Here is a 17,553-nt window from a genome sequence, read left to right as displayed (position 1 = left end):
CAGGCCGAACGCCCTGAACAGCAGGAGGCCGCGCGCCTGTTCCGGAAAGCCGCTGAGGTCCCGTCCGCGTCACGAAACGGTTCGCTCGGCGCGTAAGCGGTCAGACAGGGAATGCCCCACAAACAGCCCGTAGACGAGAAACAGCGCCAGCTCCGTGCTGAGCGTGTCGATGTCCAGCTGCGCCAGACCCGGAACGAGGCCGAGCATCGGGCCACCGAGAAACACGAGCGCCCACAGGAGCAACCCCAATCCGACGCCGCCGCCAACCGGATGGATGCGGCGGCCGACCGCCCGGTCGTACAGCAAAGCCACGACAACGGATAAGAGGGTCCAGATGGCCATGCTCAGGAGCAGGCCGGCCGCCGTGCGTCCAAAGGGCTTGCCCATTCCCCACTCCACCCACAGCGCGGGAGAGACAGAGGTAAACCGGAACAAATATGCCAAGTAGTGAAGGGTGCTGAACATGAGGCCCCCGGCAACGCCCACCGTCACCGCCGTTTCCCAACGCCCCGCGGTTCGCGCCCGCCTGCTCTGGATCTCCTCGGACGTTTCTTCCACCCGTCGGCTGTCCATGCGGCATCCTCTCCTTGGCTGAAGGGGTTTCCCTCCGCAGGTGTTCCATACGGGTAGTATGGCCGGCGGGCAGAACGCTTACCCCGCAGGAATCCCCATAGTGGCATGGGGCCGCGCTTCGTGATACAATGAAAGCAAAATCCAAATGTGGGAAGGTGGCGCGGTTGAGCCGGGAATCGATTGCAACATACGGTGGCCAAGCCGTAATCGAAGGCGTCATGTTTCGCGGCCCTCAGGTTGCCGTCACCGCCATTCGCCGCAAAGATCGCCGCATCGAAACCTTTGAGCTCGTCCAAACGCCCCATCCGACGGGGCAACGTCTGCGCCGCATTCCCTTCCTCCGCGGGATCGTCGCCCTCGTCGATGCGGCGGCAAACGGTGTCAAGCACCTGCAATTCGCGGCCGAACGGTACAGCGCCGACGAGGAAGGCGACGATGCATTCCGCAGCGAACCGTCCCGATTGACGATGGTCCTCGGGGTGGCCGCTGCCGGCGTGCTCGCCTTCTTTGCCGGGAAAGTGCTCTTTACCGCCATTCCCGCCTTTCTCGCCGGTCTCCTCTTCGACCCCTGGGTGGAAAACCGGTTCGTCAACAACCTGCTGGAAGGTGCCCTCAAGCTGGGGCTCTTGCTCGGGTACTTGGCGGCAATTGGCCAAACTCCGATGGTGAAACGCCTCTTTCAATACCATGGTGCCGAGCACAAAGTGATCAACGCCTATGAAGCCGGAGCGCCGATAAACGTCCGAAATGTTCAACAATTTTCGACCCTTCACTACCGCTGCGGGAGCAGTTTTCTCCTCTTCACCATTCTGGTTGGCGTGGTTGTCTATTCCTTCTTTCCATGGGAAACCCTGTGGGAACGGGTGGCGCTTCGCCTCGTCCTTCTGCCGGTTGTGATCGGCGTCTCCTTTGAAGTGCTGCAGCTGACCAACCGCTGGCGAAACGTTCCGGTTCTGCGGTACCTCGGCTATCCCGGCCTGTGGTTGCAAAAGCTGACCACGCGCGAACCCGACGACGACCAAGTGGAAGTGGCCATCGCCGCATTTCTGCGCTTGCGCGAGCTGGAACAGGCAAAAGGTCACCAAGTCGGAATTTGCCAAGCGAGGTGAACTGAGGTGGCCGCGAAACCCCAGGCGCTCCTCCTGTTCGTCGGCGTCCTTGCCGCCATCGGCTTTGCGGTGACGTTCCTGTCCCGCCCGCTGACCGTCTTCGGCGCGCTTGTTGCCCTGACCGTCTTGGGTTGGCTTTTGGTCCGCGCGCAAACGCGCACGCAGCAAGCCGGTCGACGCTCCCGCCCGCAGCGCAAGGGTAAAGGACAGGAACGCCCGCTGCGCTGGAAGCGGCGCGCCCGTTCGGACATCCCCTTCCGCGTCATTGAGGGGTACAAGGACAAAGACAAGCGCGAGAGGAGGATGCAGTAAGCCCTCGTTGGCACGTCAAACGCCCTTGCCGTCCCCCAACGGGATGGCAAGGGCGTTTTCCTTGACCCCACCCTAAACCAACATGGAGTCGGCGCGGTACACCCGCACGTAGCGCTCAAAGTTCCAGCGGGCCAGAAACCGGCGGGCCGCCTCAACGCCCGCTTGGTACAGCTTCTCTTTGTCCGCGTCGGTCAAGTCAAACTGTGTGGTGCGAATGCCGCAATCGGGAATGAAGATGGTGCGAACCGCATCGGCTTCTTCGACGTGGCGCTTGTCGTGGGCTTCGAGCATCGTCTGGATCAGCGCCTTCACGTAGGAGAGGGGCCCGGTGACGGTGCGCGCCTGCCCTTCGTTCTTCGACACGATGCGGAAGCCAAAGGTTGGCCACCGCGGCACCCCTTCGACGTCGAACAACCAGACCGGGAAATTGCTGAGCAGCCCGCCGTCGACGAAGAGAACGCGCCGCCGGCCAACGGTGAGGACAACGGGATCGAAGTAAAAGGGCAGGCTGCCGCTCATCCGCACGGCGCGGGCAATGGGGAAGCGCTGCGGATCGATGCCATACTGGGGAAGGTCATCCGGCAAGACCACCATCCGCCCGTTCGTCACATCCGAGGCCACCAAACGCAACTTGCCCGCCGGCAAATCGCCGAACGTGCAAATGCCCTTTTGCTTGAGCACCTGCCCCGTCCATTCCTCGAGGTATTGCCCGGAGTACTGACCCAGCCGCCACCAGAAACGAAAGGCAACGCCAACGCGCCCAAACCGGTGCCACACCGTCGGCGCCATGAGGTTGCGAAAGGAAAAGGCATTCAGAAGATTCCGCATCTCGTGCGCCCGGTATCCGGCGGCCAGCAAGGCGGCCACCACCCCCCCGCCCGACGTGCCGGCCACCCGTTCCCACGTGTAGCCGTTTCGTTCCAGCTCCGCCACGGCCCCCACAAAGCCGATGGCCTTTACCCCGCCACCCTCGAACACCGCGTCCGCGCGCATGCCCTCTCCCCCCAATGGCAAAAAACCCGTCAGCCTTCAAGGCTCGACGGGTTGGGTTCGTCCGACTCCATCTCTCGCTCGTCCGCTTCCTTGAGCCGGCGCAATTCCTTGATCCGCTCGGGATCGGCTTTGAAGTACTGCACGAGGTACCCGATGCAGGTGATCGAATCCCAACTGAGGTGATGTTCAATCCCTTCGACGTCTGCGTAGATCTGGTCCTCGTTGACGCCGATGATGCGCAAAAATTCCTCCAAGAGCGCGTGCCGGTCCACCAACCGCTTGCCGATCTTCCGCCCCTTCGGCGTCAGCACGAGGCCGCGGTATTTCTCGTAGACAAGGTACTTGCGCTGATCCAGCTTCTGCACCATCTTCGTGACCGACGAGGGATGCACTTCCAACGCCTCGGCGATGTCGGAAACGCGGGCGTACCCCTTTTCCTCGATCAAGCGGTAGATGCGTTCCAGGTAATCTTCCATGCTGGGCGTCGGCACGGTCATCCCTCACTTCCTCGCCGGTCTTGTGAACACGTAAGTCGATCATACCGTTTTTTACTGAAAAAATCAACCCGTTAACCAAATTGTGCCTAAACCCTTTGCGGCGGTGACGCTCCCGTCGGGCCCTTTCGCTTTTGATTCCAGTTTATGCACCGCCGCAGCCCTCGTGCGCACGTCATCCCGATGCCGAAAACAGCCGCGCGAGCGCGTGCCGATACGCGGCAAAATCGTCGGGCGAATAGAGCACCATGCGCACCTCGTCAAAGGCGTCGGGATGTTCCCGCACAAAATCGGCGATGGCCGAAAGGGCGATGGGCGCCGCCCGGTCGATGGGAAACCGAAAGGCGCCGGTGCTGATCGACGGGAAGGCCACCGTGCGCGCGCCGCAGGCGAGGGCCTGGCGCAGGCTGTTTTGGTACGCGCGGCGAAGCGTCTCGTCCTCCCCGGCCGCGCCTCCCTGCCAGATGGGCCCCACGGCATGGATCACGTGCCGCGCCGGTAGGTTGCCACCGCTCGTCACCACCGCCTCGCCCGGCGGGCAGCCGCCCTGCCGCTCGCGGATGGCGCGGCATTCCTCGGCGATCACCGGCCCGCCGGCACGGTGAATGGCCCCATCGACCCCGCCCCCGCCGGCAAGATGGCGATTGGCGGCGTTGACGATGGCGTCGACCGCCTGCCGGGTGATGTCGCCCTGAACGAGGCGGAGCACCGTCTTGCCAATCCGCACCTGTTCCATGTCCCTTCATCCCCCGTTTGCCGCATTCCCCTTTCCTCTTTTCATCATACCGAAAGGAAGCCCACAAAAAACACCTCTGTTCCGTATAGGGGAACAGAGGTGGGGGTGGAAACGCCCGTCACGAAACGGACATCTTCAGCTTCTTCAGTTCGGGCAACAGTTTCTCGTTCAAGATGCGGATGTACGTGCCCTTCATCCCCAGGGAACGCGATTCGATGACCCCCGCGCTTTCCAGCTTGCGCAGGGCGTTGACGATCACCGAACGCGTGATGCCAGCGCGATCGGCGATCTTGCTCGCCACGAGGAACCCTTCCTTGCCCTCCAGTTCCTCGAAAATGTGTTCCACGGCAGCCAGTTCGCTGTAGGAAAGGGTCTCCAGGGCCAGCTGCACCATGGCCCGGCTGCGCGCCTCCTCCTCAATTTTTTCCGCTCGCTCGCGCAGGATCTCCGTGCCGACCACCGTCGCCCCGTACTCGGCAAGGATGAGATCGTCTTCCGTGAATTTCTGGTTGTTCCGCCCCAGCACGAGCACGCCCAGGTGGTCGCCGCCGCCGACGATGGGCACGATTGTCGTCCAACCTTCCGAAATCACCTCGCGCAGCTCCACGGGGAACACGGTGAGCTCGTGCTCGATGGGGATGTTGGGCGTCGTCTCCTCCACCTTCATCGCCTCGCGGACATACTCTTCCGGAAACTGCCGTTCCTCCAACATCCGGCGCAGGCGCTCGTTGTCGATTTCTTGGGCAATGGCATACCCGAGCACTTTCCCCGTCCGGCTCAGCACGAAGACGTTGGCGTTGATGACGTCGCGCAGCACGTCGGCCATTTCCATGAAGTTGACGGGATGCCCACCGGTTTTTTGGAGCAAGCGGTTAATTTTGCGTGTTTTCTGGAGCAAGTTCATGTTCCATCTCAACCTCCATGAATGAATTTCCAGAAACATCTCATAACCTGTTTTTAGCAGTATGGCCATTTTGCCTCGCTTTCATTCCACACAAAACGGCACCTGACGGCAGCGCCGTCAGATGCCGAGTTCGCCGGATTCAGTTGCACTTGGCGTAGCCGCACGCCACGCAGCGCTTGCACCCTTCTTCGGCGATGAGCGCCGCCGCGCCGCATTCAGGGCACAGGTCGGCCTCCACGGCGATGTCGCCGTCCTCGTCGCGCGCCGGCGCGTATCCGGCATAGCCGGCCGCCTCTTCTCCTGCGCTGCTGCTTTCCTCGGCCGCCTCCTCCGCCGCGCCGCTCAAGTGCAGCTCGAGGGCCTTGGCCACGGCGTCGGGGATCGACTCGACGCGGCTTTTCCCGAAGCCCACAGCGCCGGATCCGCCGATGCCCTTCAGGTGCTTGATCAAGAGGCGCGCCTTGTTCCCGTCGGGCAGCTCGCCGAAGCGCAAGAAGAGCGTCGCCACACGGCCGAGGGCTTCGGACATGGCAAAGACGTCGCTGCCCGCCTTGCCGACGTTGACGATCACCTCAAAGGGCTTACCGTCAAGATCGTTGATCGTGATGTACGCCTTGCCGAGGGGCGTGTTCATCTTGTACGTCGCCCCGCGCAGCACCTTGGGCCGGCGGCGATACGCCTTGACGCCACCGGAGGCGCCGGCCTGAGCGCCCGCAGCCGCTTCCTTCCCCTTCGCCTCGTCGTCCTTCTTCTTCGTGGTGTGCAGCACCTGGGCGTCGCGGCTGCCGTCGCGGTAGATGGTGACGCCCTTGCAGCCGAGATCGTAGGCCAGCTCGTACAGCTTCTTTGTCTCCTCGATCGTGAAGTCGGCCGGGGCGTTAGCCGTCTTGGAAATGGAGCTGTCCACCCACTTCTGGATGGCCGCCTGAACGCGGATATGGTCTTCCGCCGTCAAGTCCATCGCCGTGACGAAGTAGTCCGGCAGCGGCTCGCCCGGATGCTGGTCCATCCACTCCTTGGCGATGGGCACGTACTGCTTGTCGAAGCCAAGGCGGCTCTGGCGATAGTATTCGAAGGCGTAGAAGGGCTCGATGCCCGTCGACGTGCCGACCATCGTGCCCGTCGAGCCGGTCGGGGCCTGGGTCAGCAGCGTCACGTTGCGGATGCCGCGCGTGCGGATGGCCTCCTTCACGTCGTCCTCAAACTGCTGGACAAAGCGGCTCTGCAGGAACTTCTCGGCGTCGAACTTGGGGAACGGCCCCTTTTCGGCGGCAATCTCCGTCGAGGCCAGGTACGCCTCCCGGGCGATGAAGTGGTACAGCTTGTCCAGGAACTTCAGGCATTCCTCGCTGCCGTAGCGGATCTTCAGGCGGATGAGCATCTCCGCCAGGCCCATCGTGCCGAGGCCGATGCGCCGCTCGCCCTTTTGGTTTTCCTCGTTTTCTTTGAAATGATACGGCGTGATGTCGATGACGTTGTCGAGGAAGCGCACAGCATAGCGGACGCATTCGCCGAGGGTCTCCCAATCCACCTCGCCGTCCTTCACAAACTTGGCCAGGTTGATATGGCCGAGGTTGCACACGCCCCACGCCGGCAGGCCCTGTTCGCCGCAGTTGTGCACGACGAATCCGTTCGCGATGAGCGAATGGGTGACCGGCTCCATCACGTCATAAACCGTGACCGTCTCGCCGCGGGTGACGCTCTCCACCCGCGACATGAACTTCTCCTTTTTGCGCGACGGGCGGGCAATCCGTTCGAGCGCCTGCTGTTTGCGGGTGACCAGTTCAAAGCCGATGGTTTCCTTAAAGCGATTCAGGTTGTCGCCGGAGAGGATCAACTCGTAGAATTCGCCGGACGCGTACACGCGTTCCTCGCCGTCCACCGTGCGGTAGGTAAACGGCTGCTGGTTGGCTTTTCGGCGCGGATAGATGACGCCGTGGATGCCGAAGTTGAGCAGCAGAAGCTGCACACCCTGCAAGAGTTTCTTCGATGCGGAGGTCAGACGTACCGTGCGGTGCATGATGTCGTTTTCGTATACGGTGCCGTCCGCGCTGAATAGCCCCTGCAAGAACGCGACCACCGTCTCGCGGGATGCTGTGAAAATGGCGTCCGGGACCTCTTTTTGGTCAGCGCGCACCGGCTTTACGCCGAGTTCAAGCAGGCGCTCCAAAAATTCTTTTCGCCACCAGTAGACCTGGTACGTGCCGTTTTTGCGCCGATACACTTTCGCTTCCGCACCGGAGAGGGCTTTGCCGATCTCCACCATCTTCGGGATGACTTCGGCGTCTTCCTTGCCAAACACCATCCCGATATCCCCGCGCTTGGAAATCCAGCCGTCACCGGTGAGCCACCCGAGGAACCAACCCCACTCGCAGCCCAAGTCGTCCGTTTCGGCAAATCGACCTTCTCCCGATTGGATGTAAACCCAGTCGTCCGGGGTGAGATACCGCGCCTCTTTCCACCCCTTGTCGGTGTAGATGCGATGTTCGGGAGTCACTTTCAGCTCCATGCCGTTTTTCAGCGTGACCACCAATGTCTCCCTTACACCGGTCGGAAAGACCACGGCTTGTCGCAGGGTCACGCCCGGAACTTCGTATGGTCTGCCGTTGACCACCTGCACCTGGTTGACCAGCCGGTCGTCCGTCGCCACCAGGAACGACTGGTTGCCCACCTTTTTGAACAAGTCCTCAATCCGGATCAGGCCGAACTCTGTGGCGATACGGGTGTCGGGGTGGAAGCATGGATTCGTGCAAATGATCGGATTGTAATACCAACTATTCGACATCTTGTTGTAGTAGTCGATGAAGACCACGCCCGGCTCGGCGCTACGCCAGGCCGACTCGATGATCGTGTGCCAGACGTCGCGGGCGCGCACCGTCTTGTACACCTGGATCGGCTTGCCGAGGGCCTTCCACTTCTCCAGGTTGCCGTCCCACAGCTCGTCGTAATCGGGATCGGTCGTGTCCGGGAAGACAAGGTGCCACTCCTTGTCCTCCTTCACCGCCTTCATGAAGGCATCGCTGATGCAGACGGACAGGTTGGCGTTCGTAAGGAGGCCCATCTGCGTCTTGACGGTGATGAACTCGAGGAGGTCGGGATGCCAGTCGTTGAGCATAAGCATGAGCGCACCGCGGCGCGATCCTCCCTGTTCGATGAGGCCGGTCGTGTAGCTGAACAGGCCGCCCCACGACACCGCCCCGCTCGAGGAGCCGTTGACGCCGCGCACGAGGGCCCGACGCGGGCGCAGTGAGGAGAGGTTGATGCCCACGCCGCCGCCGCGGGACATGATCTCCGTCATCTGCGTCAGCGTCTCCATGATCCCGCCGCGGGAGTCCTTCGGGGAGGGCAGCACGTAGCAGTTGAACAGCGTGAGCTCTTCCGTCACCCCGGCCCCGGCCAAAATGCGTCCGCCGGGCACCATCTTCCAGTCGTCGAGGAGATAGCGGAACTTCTCCTCCCACTCGGCCCGCTTTTCCGGCGCCTCGGCAGCGGCGATGGCCTTGGCGATGCGGTCCCACATTTGGTCGGGCGTCGTCTCCAGCGGCTTGACGAGCTTCTCCTTGTCGACGACGATGTCCTGGCCGCTGCGCAGGCGCACGTGCACCTTGCCGCCTTCCACGGCCACCACTTCGCCCACTTCTTTTTGCGGAAAACGCGGGTCGTCCTTCGTCAGCACGAGCACCGTATCGCCCGGCTCCAGCCTTTCCGGCTTCAAATCCTTGCGCGCATAGCGGTCGAGGAAGATTTTCTCGCTCAACCCTTCCAGGCGAACCGTCTTGCGCTCGAATTTCTGCATCAGCGTGCTCTTCTTCATGCGCGGGACACCCTCCAGAACGAAAATGGAGCGGCCGCATCGGCACCGGTTGGCGATGGAATTTTCCCTGCGCGGCCGCATGACTTCCTCCCGGTCGCCACCGGTCCCTTCCTCTCCCACCAACCGGGTGGAAAAGAGGGGGCAGGACAAGCATATCACACCTGCCCCCTCACAATCAATATATTGGGGTGTTGAATATATTTCGACACTACATCTTGTGTGGACAAGCCGTCTTTGCCGCCCTCAACGATCCCCAGTATAATGGGACTATCCGCGGTTTGCCAAGCCATCGAAAGGGGAGGAAACCGATGCACGTTCTGTGGAACGACCAGCTTCTCCCAAGACACGAGGTGCACATCGACCTGGAAGACCGCGCCTACCAGTTCGGCGACGGCGTGTACGAAGTGATCCGCGTCTATGGCGGCCAGCTGTTCCTGCTCAACCCCCACCTCGAGCGCCTCCAGCGAAGCGCCCAGGCCATTCGCCTTGACCTTCCGTGGTCTCTGCCGCAGCTGGCCCACCGGTTGCAGGAGCTCGTCGCCGCAAATCGCCTTGTTGACGGCGCCGTCTACCTCCAGGTGTCGCGCGGCGTCGCCCCGCGCGCCCATGCCTTTCCGCGCGCCATCCAGCCGGTGCTGGTGGCCTATCCCCTGCCCGCGTCACGGCCGACGGAGGCCCAAGAGAGGGGCGTGCGCGCCACCTTTGTCGAGGACATCCGCTGGCTGCGCTGTGACATCAAAAGCCTGAACCTTCTGCCCAACGTGCTGGCCAAAGAGGCCGCCGTCGAGCGCGGGGCCCAGGAAGCCATCCTCCACCGCGGCGAGACGGTGACGGAGGGCAGCGCGTCCAACGTCTTCATCGTGCAGGGCCGCGTGCTGCGCACCCACCCGGCCAACCATTTGATCCTCGACGGCATCACGCGCCGCTTCGTGCTGGAACTGGCCGCGAAGGAAGGGATCTCCACCGTCGAGGCGCCCTTCACCCGGGAGGAGCTGCTGAGCGCCGACGAAGCCTTCTTCACCAGCACGACGCAGGAGATCGTGCCCATTGTCGAAGTGGACGGCCGCCCCATCGGCGCCGGCGTGCCCGGCCCGGTTACCCGGAGGCTGCAGCAGGCCTTTTACGCGGCGGTACAAGCCGTCACGCAACAACAGGTCTAGATCCCGGAAAGCGGCTGCACCCCGACGAGCGGCACGGGGGCTACGGCGCCCCCGCTTGCCGCTCGCGCTTCTTGGCCAGCCGCTGGGCGCGGGCGAGCAGGTCCTGTTCTTCGGGCGTCGGCGCGCGCCGGCGGGACAAACGCTGCCGCTGGCGGACCAGCCACAGTGCTTCCTCCACCACGGCCGCGGCTGCGGCGTAGTCCTTGGCCTGATGCTCCAGGTACTTGGCCAGCTCCACATACGGCGTAAGGGAACGGTTGTCCGGATCGCGCAGCCACGCCTCCCATAGCGCGACGGCCTCGTCCCATCGCTTCAGCCGCTTGTAGAGCACCGTGAGCGCTTGGCGCGCTTCGCGCCGAAAGCCGGGCACGTCGAGCAGCCGCTCGTACAGCGCGGCGGCCTCGTCCCACCGCCCGTCGCGCTCGAGCATGCGCGCCAGGCCCAGGCACGCGCCGGCCGACAGCTCTTCCGTCCGCTCGGCATCCGCCAGGCTGCCGCCCTGCACCGCTTCCACCAGGCGCCCCAGGCGGACGAGAAGGGCGACAAGGGCCAAGAGGTCGCGCTCGTTGTGCGCCAGCACCCCGGCCAGGTAGCCGGGATCACCGGTGGCCAAATAGCGGCGGTAGTGCTCCGGCACGAGGGCGCCGGGAATGTCGCCCGCGCGCGATGCCCCGAGCTGAAGCCGCTCCAGCGTGGCCAGGTCGCAAGCGTGATCGGCGCGCCAGAGCCGCCGCGCGGCATGGAGCAAATCGAGATGCACGTCCGGCGCGGGCGGGACCGCCACCCCGCTGAGCACGCAGCGCGTCACGAGCTGGTTCCAGTCGAAGGCCTTGCCGTTGAACGTCACCAGGCCGCCGGAGGCCGCCACCGCCGCGCGCACCGCCTCGAGGGCCGCCGCCTCTTCCTCCGGCCGGGGCACGAGCAGCTGCTCGAGGTGCACATGATCCCCGGCAAAGCGGACCAGGCCGTAGAGAAACGGAAACGTCCCCGCTCCGCTGCCCAGCCCCGTCGTTTCGGCGTCCAAAAACAGCAGCTTGCTCGGCGGAACGGGCGGCTGCTGCGCGCCGCCCAACCGGCCCACCGCCTCGGGCGACAAATCCAGCGCGTCGCCGAGCCGCACCCGGCCATAGCGCGCATCCAGCGGAACGGTCACGCGCCGGACAAAAACGCGCAGACCGCCAACCGCCTCCGCGCGCAAGCCGAGGGCCTGCCAGCGCCCGTCGCCCTCCTCCGGCGCGCCGGGGCCTTCGGGCGCCCCCACAGCCGCACCGGCACGCTCGGCGGCGCAGGCCGCCTCGGCACGCCCCCCGCTGCCCACCAGCCGACGCAGCCGCTCACGCAGGCTGGCCATGGGAGGCCCTCCGCACCGCTTCCAGCAGCGCCAGGGCGTGCCGCTTGCCGAGCAGGCCCACTTCCTCCACAGGCCCCACGCAGGCCGGGCATCCGCCGGCGCAGCCGCAGCCGCGTATGAGGGCCTCGGCCTGGGCCAGGAGCTCCTCGTGCCGTTCGTACAGCCGCTCGGCCAGCCCCACGCCGCCGGGGTAGCGGTCGTAGAGATAGATCGTCGGCCGCCCGGTGTCCACCGCTTTCACCTGCGGCACCACGCGGATGTCGAGGGGGTCGCACATGAGAAAGAGCGGGGCGGTGTGGACGAGGACGTTGGCCAGCCCCAAAAGGGCAAAGGGCAGGTCGGGTTTGGGCAGCGCCGCCGTCGCCGCCTCGTCCAGGGCGATCCAGTAGGCCGTCGTGTGCAGCTCCTCTTCGGGCAGGTGAATGGGCCCGGAACCGATGTTCTCGTGGGTGTGGAAGCGGATCTTCTTGAACAGCGTGGCCATGGCCGTCACCCTCACTTCGCCATAGCCCTTCGTGACGCCCCCCTGCTGCTTTTCGCGATCCACCGCCAGCACCTTGAGGTCGACGGCGAGGTTGGCGTCGGTGTAATAGTCCACCTTCACCCGCCGCACATAAGCCTTCTTTTCTTCATAATCCAGTTTTTCCACCTGGTACTGCACGCCGTCGTGAATGTAGATGGCCTCCTCGTGGACGAGCATCGGTGCGCTGAAGCGGTCCACCTCGCCGATCACCTTGGCCCCCTCCGTGATGTCGACGATGACCACGTTTTCGCGCGACGCCGAGCGCAGGCTGATCTCGTGGGCCGGAAACGCATCGGCCATCCAGTACCACCGATCGGGTCCCGCGTGCACCACCTGCTCCTCGGCAAGAAAGGCCAAGATCTCCTCCAGGTCCTCCCCGCCGAAGGCCTCGCCGCGGCGAAAGGGCAGCTCAAAGGCGGCGCACTTGATGTGGTCCACCAGGATCATCAAGTTGTCGGGATCGATGCGCGCCTCCTCCGGCGAGCGGCCAAAGAAAAAGGCGGGGTTCTGGATGAGGAACTGGTCGAGGGGGTTGCTCGACGCCACGAGGATGGCCACCGACGTGCCGTGCCGCCGCCCGGCGCGCCCGGCCTGCTGCCACGTGCTGGCGATGGAGCCGGGGTAGCCGCTGAGAATGCACGCTTCCAGCTGGCCAATGTCGACGCCCAGTTCCAACGCATTCGTGCTGACCACGCCGAGGATCTCCCCGCTGCGCAGCCCGCGCTCGATTTCCCGGCGCTCCTTGGGCAAGTAGCCGCCGCGGTACCCGCGGATGCGCTTTTTGCCCAGCTTGTGCTTGAACGCTTCCTGGAGGTAGGAGGTGAGCACCTCGACGCGCACCCGGCTGCGGGCGAAGACGATGGTCTGAATCTGCTTTTTAAGCAGGCGCAGGGCCAGATCGCGGCTTTCCAGCACGCTGCTCTTGCGGATGCCGAGGGGCTTGTTGACCACCGGCGGGTTGTAGAAGATGAAGTGCTTCTCCCCGCGCGGCGCGCCGTTTTCGTCGATGAGCGTCACCGGCTCCTCAACGAGCGCCTCGGCGTGCTGGCGCGGGTTGGCGATGGTGGCCGAGGCGAGAAGGAATTGGGGATTCGACCCATAAAACCGGCAGATGCGCTTCAGCCGGCGCAGCACGTTGGCCACGTGGCTGCCGAAGACCCCGCGGTAGGCGTGCAGCTCGTCGATCACCACAAAGCGCAGGTTTTCGAACAGCTTCACCCACTTCGTGTGGTGCGGCAGGATGGCCGCGTGGAGCATGTCGGGGTTGGTGACCACGATGTGGCCGGCGTTGCGGATGGCCTGGCGGGCGCTGGCCGGCGTGTCGCCGTCGTAGGTGTACGACTTGATGTCCACGCCGAGGCGATCAATCAGATCGTTCAATTCGGCCATCTGGTCGTAGGCCAGCGCCTTGGTCGGAAACAGGTACAGGGCCCGCGTGTGCGCGTTCTCCAGGATCGCCTGCAGAACGGGCAGGTTGTAGCAGAGCGTCTTTCCCGATGCGGTCGGCGTCACCACGACCACGTGTTCGCCCCGCCGCGCGGCATCATAGGCCGCGCGCTGGTGGAGGTAGAGGGCGGTGACGCCTTTTTCCGCCAGCGCATCGCGCAGCCGGGCGTCGAGATCGGCAGGAAACGGCTGAACCCGCGCCTCCCGCGGCGGCAGCACCTCCCAGTGCGTCACGTTGGCCATGAAGGCCGGATCACGGCGCAGTTCGTCGATGACGGCCCGTACGTCGCCCACGCTGCTTCCCTCCCCCAGGTTCCCCGCAAGTCAAGCGTTTGCCTTCTCCTCGCTTCTTCGCTTCCGTTTCGGCTTACCGTTTCAGGTTCCACTCGTCCGTGCCGTAACGCGTCTCGACGAGCTCGGCGGCCAGCGCCTCTTCCTCGGGCGTCAGCGCGCCCGGCACCAGCTCGACGCCCAGCCCTCGGGCAAAGCCGGCAAAGAAGGCCGCCTTGGCCTCCTCCAGCGAAACGGGGCGCGGCGCCACCTCGTTGATGGCCACCGCCTTGCGCGCAAAGTCCTCCCGCAGGCGCGCTTTGGCCCGCTCGGAGGGAAAGCGCAGGCAGGCGAACAGCTTGTCCACATCCAGGTCGAGGAGGATGGACCCGTGCTGCAGCACAACGCCCAGCTGGCGCGTCTGGGCGCTTCCGGCCACTTTGCGCCCCTCGACCACCAATTCGTACCACGACGGCGAGTCGAAGCAGGCCGCCGAGCCGGGCGACGCAAACTTTTTCTTCTCCTCCGGGTCGGCCAGCGAGACCATTTCCGCCTGAAGGCCGAGGGCGCGGAACCCCTCCAGCAGGCCCAGGCTCAGCACGCGGTAGGCTTCCGTCACCGACGGCGGGATGAGCGGGTGGCTTTCCCGCACCACGATGCTGTACGTCAGCTCCCGGTCGTGGAGCACCGCCCGGCCTCCGGTGGGCCGCCGCACAAACCCCAGCCCCATGGCGCGCACGGCGGCAAGGTCCACTTCCCGCTCCGCCTTCTGAAAGTAGCCGATGGACAGCGTCGGCGGCTCCCACGTGTAAAAGCGAACCGTCGGCGGCACCTTGCCCTCGGCGTGCATCCGCAGGATGGCCTCGTCGATGGCCATGTTCTCCGCCGGCGAGCGGCTCCCGGTGTCGACAAATCGCCACTGTTCCTTCATCACGATCCCTTCCTCAGCGCCATCGGGTAAGCACCCCCATTCTACCACGAACGACCGCCAACCGGGATGCACTCTGGGAAACTACGGCGGAGTGGAACAAGAAAAGAAAGAGCCGCTGACGGAAACCCGCCAGCCGCTCCCCATCCATGAACCGGTCAGAAGAGGGAATAGAGCACCACGGCGAGGAACATTCCCAACAGCGGAACCAAGACGGTAAGCACGAAAACGGGTTTGTACGCCCGCTGATGCGTCTCGCCACAAATGGCGCGGATCGTGGTGACGACGTATCCGTTGTGCGGCAGTGAATCGAGCCCGCCCGCGGCAAGGGTGGCCACACGGTGCGCCGCGCCGGGGTCAACGCCCTTGGCGAGGTACAGCGGCGCCAAGATGGGCAGCGCGATGCCAAGCCCGCCCGACGCCGAGCCGGTAAGGCCGCAGATCAGTGTGACCCCGAGGGCAAGGCCCAAAAGGTCCGGACCCGGAATGCTCGTCAGGGCGTCGACCACCGACTTGAACGCCGGTACCTGGGCCGCCACCTTGCCGAAACCGACAACGGCGCAGGTGTTGGCCGCGGCCACCAGGGCATCCTGGGCGCCAACGGCGAGGGAACCCCAAAACCGGCGCACATGGCGCCACATCAGCACCCACGCCAGGCCAATGCCAATGGCCAGGGAGACGAGCGCCGCGGCGGTGGACGACATCACCTTAGCCAGAACGTTCAGCGTAACGATGACCACCACAATGGGGATGAAGGCCGACACCGCAGGGGGAAGGCGACGGGCGGCCCCCTCCTCCGCCGCAGCGGCGGTCTCCTGAACGGCCGATCCGGCCGACAGACGAACCAAGCCTTGGCGGGCTTCCGGCGGGTTGAACCCTTCACCGGCGGCCATCGCTCTGCGCACGGCCACCTTCAGGTACAGCGCGCCGGAAATCAGAATGACAAAACCGACAAGAAACCCGATCCATCCACCGGCCAGCGGCGTCGTACCGAAAAATTGTGTCGGGATCAAGTTCTGGATTTCCGGCGAGCCGGGCGAGGTCATCGTGAAGGCGACGGACCCGAAGGCCATCGCCCCGGGGATGAAGCGGTGCGGGACATTGGCGTGGCGGAACAGCGCCACGGCAATGGGATACACCGAAAAGCCGACCACAAACAGGCTCACGCCTCCGTAGGTCATGATGGCACATGCCGCCACCACCGCCAGCACCGCCCGCGTCGAGCCGAAGGTGCGCATCACCCAGTCCGCGATCGACTCCGCCGCCCGCGTGTCCTCCATGACTTTACCGAAAATTGCGCCAAAAAGAAAGATCAGAAACCAGGAAGCAAAATACCCGGTAAACCCCTCCATGTAATGCTGGGTAAGGGCCGTTTCCAGATTCAGCCCGCCAAAGAGGGCCACCACCGTGGAACACAGAATCGCCGCCACGATGATGTGCACCCCGCGCATGGTCAGGACAATGAGCAGCAAAAGCCCCAGCAACAACCCCAGCATCCCCAACATGCGCGCAAACCTCCCCTTTTCATGGTACCCGCCGCTGCCTGTTTCTTCGCTACCATCCGTCCTTCATGTCTCGGCAGAAAAATCGTAGGTGTAGCACACTTCATAGAGAGCAACAATGTCCTCCCGCGTCGGCACGCGCGGGTTGTTGGCGGGGCTGCCGCTGGCCAAGGCGTCGTCGGCCATCTTGCTCGCCTTCTCGCGCCAGTCCTTTTCCGCCACCCCCCCAGGCCTGGAGGTTGGGAATGGCCAAGTCCCGGCACAACCGCTTGATTTCCCGGATGGCTTCTTCCGCCGCTTCTTCGTCGGAGGCGCCGGCAACGTCCGGACACATCGCGCGGCCAATGACGGCCAGGCGCGCCACGCAGGCCGGTTTGGTGTACTCCAGCACAGCAGGCATGAGCATGGCGTTGGCGATGCCGTGCGGAACGTGAAACAGCGCGCCCACGGGCCGCGACATACCGTGCACCAGCGCTACGGAGGCATTGGAAAAGGCCATGCCCGCCTCCATCGCCGCCAACGCCATCGCCTCGCGCGCCTCCAGGTCCTGGCCGTTGGCATAGGCGCGGCGCAGATGGCCCGCAATCCGCCGCACCGCCGAGAGGGCCAGCGCATCGGTCAGCGGCTGCGCCCGCCGAGAGAGGTAAGCTTCGACGGCGTGACACAGGGCATCCAGCCCGCTGGACGCCGTCACCGCGGGCGGAGACGAGACCGTGAGCAAGGGGTCGACGAGGGCCACTGTGGGCAACAGCGTCGGATGCTTGATCATCATCTTGACGGCGGTGGCGGTGTTCGTGATCACCGTCACGTCGGTCACTTCCGAACCGGTTCCGGCCGTCGTCGGCACGGCGATGAGCGGTGCCGACGGGCGGCGGATCGTTCGCTCTCCCGCGTGATAGTCGGCAATGCGCCCGCCGTTTTCGGCGAGAAGGGCCACCGCCTTGGCCGTGTCGATGGCGCTGCCGCCGCCAAGGGCAATCAAGTGATCGCACCCTTCCACCCGATACATGGCCAGCGCCTCGTCCACGTAAGCATCGATGGGCTCGGTGTTGACCCCGGTGTACACGGCCGCCTCAACGCCGGCCTTCGCCAGATGCGCTCGGCACTCGGCCACAGCGCCCAAGCGCTCCATGACCGCGTCGCAGACGATGAGCGCCTTGGCGCCGAGCCGCCGCGCTTCTTCCCCGACGCGCCCCAAGGCGCCGCGCCCATACACCACCACCGATGGAATCCGAAACCGGGCCACGCGTTCCATTGCCATTCCTCCCTGGGTTCTGTTTGAGGCCGATGATCGGTTTTCCCTGCCTGCCACCCGCGCCTTACCAACGCGCGGTAACCATCTTCTTGCGCGTGTAGAACTCCACCCCGTCCATCCCATTGGCGTGGAGGTCGCCGTAGAAGGAGTCCTTCCACCCGGAGAAGGGGAAGAAGGCCATCG

General features: G+C 64.5%; 13 protein-coding genes and 1 pseudogene. 3 read left to right on the top strand and 11 right to left on the bottom strand.

Translation table 11 applies throughout. The annotated features are described in order from the left end of the window. Nucleotides 1–69: 69 nt before the first annotated feature. Nucleotides 70–573 carry a YqhR family membrane protein gene (locus IEX61_RS01900; RefSeq protein WP_054670481.1) on the bottom strand — a complete coding sequence of 168 codons (504 nt, stop codon included), beginning with the start codon at nucleotides 571–573 and terminating at the stop codon, nucleotides 70–72. Between the two features lie 164 nt (nucleotides 574–737). Between IEX61_RS01900 and IEX61_RS01895 the strand changes: the two genes are divergently transcribed. Next, complete coding sequence (locus tag IEX61_RS01895; protein WP_172673488.1) at nucleotides 738–1,682, top strand: DUF1385 domain-containing protein; 945 nt, start codon at nucleotides 738–740, stop codon at nucleotides 1,680–1,682. 6 nt (nucleotides 1,683–1,688) lie between these two features. After that, the gene (locus IEX61_RS01890; protein WP_054670474.1) at nucleotides 1,689–1,994 is read left to right on the top strand and encodes a hypothetical protein; all 306 of its coding nucleotides are present in this window, start codon (nucleotides 1,689–1,691) and stop codon (nucleotides 1,992–1,994) included. Nucleotides 1,995–2,066: 72 nt separating this feature from the next. On the opposite strand, the gene IEX61_RS01885 is transcribed toward IEX61_RS01890, so the two are convergent. From IEX61_RS01885 to IEX61_RS01865, 5 genes are all read right to left on the bottom strand, one after another. Then, on the bottom strand, nucleotides 2,067–2,987 hold the full coding sequence (locus IEX61_RS01885) for a patatin-like phospholipase family protein (protein WP_188816645.1): 921 nt from the start codon (nucleotides 2,985–2,987) through the stop codon (nucleotides 2,067–2,069). Between the two features lie 29 nt (nucleotides 2,988–3,016). Then, complete coding sequence (gene mntR, locus IEX61_RS01880; RefSeq protein ID WP_188816672.1) at nucleotides 3,017–3,478, bottom strand: transcriptional regulator MntR; 462 nt, start codon at nucleotides 3,476–3,478, stop codon at nucleotides 3,017–3,019. Nucleotides 3,479–3,656: 178 nt separating this feature from the next. Then, nucleotides 3,657–4,217, bottom strand: a complete 561-nt coding sequence (locus tag IEX61_RS01875) for an O-acetyl-ADP-ribose deacetylase (RefSeq protein ID WP_188816644.1) — start codon at nucleotides 4,215–4,217, stop codon at nucleotides 3,657–3,659. 118 nt (nucleotides 4,218–4,335) lie between these two features. After that, the gene (codY, locus tag IEX61_RS01870; protein ID WP_054671262.1) at nucleotides 4,336–5,121 is read right to left on the bottom strand and encodes a GTP-sensing pleiotropic transcriptional regulator CodY; all 786 of its coding nucleotides are present in this window, start codon (nucleotides 5,119–5,121) and stop codon (nucleotides 4,336–4,338) included. Nucleotides 5,122–5,260: 139 nt separating this feature from the next. Beyond that, a complete protein-coding gene (locus IEX61_RS01865) occupies nucleotides 5,261–8,935 on the bottom strand; it encodes a ribonucleotide reductase barrel domain-containing protein (protein ID WP_188816643.1) in 3,675 nt (1,224 codons plus the stop codon). Between the two features lie 308 nt (nucleotides 8,936–9,243). Between IEX61_RS01865 and dat the strand changes: the two genes are divergently transcribed. Continuing rightward, nucleotides 9,244–10,095 carry a D-amino-acid transaminase gene (gene dat / locus IEX61_RS01860; protein WP_054671258.1) on the top strand — a complete coding sequence of 284 codons (852 nt, stop codon included), beginning with the start codon at nucleotides 9,244–9,246 and terminating at the stop codon, nucleotides 10,093–10,095. A 40-nt stretch (nucleotides 10,096–10,135) separates the two neighbouring features. Here the strand turns inward: dat and IEX61_RS01855 are convergent, their stop codons facing one another. The 5 genes and pseudogenes from IEX61_RS01855 to IEX61_RS01835 form a co-directional block, all read right to left on the bottom strand. Then, nucleotides 10,136–11,446 carry a ribonuclease H-like domain-containing protein gene (locus tag IEX61_RS01855; protein WP_188816642.1) on the bottom strand — a complete coding sequence of 437 codons (1,311 nt, stop codon included), beginning with the start codon at nucleotides 11,444–11,446 and terminating at the stop codon, nucleotides 10,136–10,138. Beyond that, complete coding sequence (locus IEX61_RS01850) at nucleotides 11,430–13,658, bottom strand: DEAD/DEAH box helicase (protein ID WP_188816671.1); 2,229 nt, start codon at nucleotides 13,656–13,658, stop codon at nucleotides 11,430–11,432. Before IEX61_RS01850 ends, IEX61_RS01855 begins: the two co-directional genes overlap by 17 nt. Nucleotides 13,659–13,782: 124 nt before the next feature. Next, a complete protein-coding gene (gene lipM, locus IEX61_RS01845) occupies nucleotides 13,783–14,616 on the bottom strand; it encodes an octanoyltransferase LipM (protein WP_054671400.1) in 834 nt (277 codons plus the stop codon). A gap of 155 nt (nucleotides 14,617–14,771) precedes the next feature. After that, the gene (locus IEX61_RS01840) at nucleotides 14,772–16,118 is read right to left on the bottom strand and encodes a GntP family permease (protein ID WP_188816641.1); all 1,347 of its coding nucleotides are present in this window, start codon (nucleotides 16,116–16,118) and stop codon (nucleotides 14,772–14,774) included. Between the two features lie 63 nt (nucleotides 16,119–16,181). Next, nucleotides 16,182–17,370 (bottom strand): annotated as a pseudogene (locus IEX61_RS01835) (iron-containing alcohol dehydrogenase). Between the last annotated feature and the right edge of the window lie 183 nt (nucleotides 17,371–17,553).

This window comes from Calditerricola satsumensis, from assembly GCF_014646935.1.
Classification (GTDB): domain Bacteria; phylum Bacillota; class Bacilli; order Calditerricolales; family Calditerricolaceae; genus Calditerricola; species Calditerricola satsumensis.
The sequence above is the reverse complement of the archived record's forward strand: the minus strand, read 5'-3'. Positions and strand labels throughout refer to the sequence as shown.